Origin of the sequence: Pseudomonas sp. 2822-17, assembly GCF_002742485.1 — a bacterium.
Lineage (GTDB): Bacteria > Pseudomonadota > Gammaproteobacteria > Pseudomonadales > Pseudomonadaceae > Aquipseudomonas > Aquipseudomonas cyclaminis.
Window position 1 is genome coordinate 1 of the sequence record NZ_LJRZ01000538.1, and the last position, 268, is coordinate 268.

At 36.2% G+C, this 268-nt stretch carries 1 protein-coding gene; it reads left to right on the top strand.

Annotated elements, in window-relative coordinates; genetic code table 11:
- The first annotated feature begins 7 nt into the window (after positions 1-7).
- Positions 8-211: a DUF4190 domain-containing protein gene (locus AOA60_RS34770; protein WP_368731588.1), complete on the top strand. Its 204-nt coding sequence runs from the start codon at positions 8-10 to the stop codon at positions 209-211.
- The last annotated feature ends 57 nt before the right edge of the window (positions 212-268 follow it).

Consider the following 268-nt stretch of genomic DNA (forward strand, 5'->3'; position numbering starts at 1 on the left):
ATCTATTATATTATCGGTCTTTGCATTTCTTGGTTTTCCACTTGCTATCATTGGTCTGATTATAGGTGTGTTCAGTCTACTAGAGATAAATAAGAATCCACAACCAGGAAAAGGGACCGCAATTGCTGGAATACTTTGCTGTTGCCTTGCTTTTCTATATCCGATCTTGCTATTGTTTCTTACCTACCCTCTAATTACTAACTTAAATTAAGAAAAGTAAAGCACCCGTTCAGTGACGTACAAACTGGATTGTACATTTAAATTGACC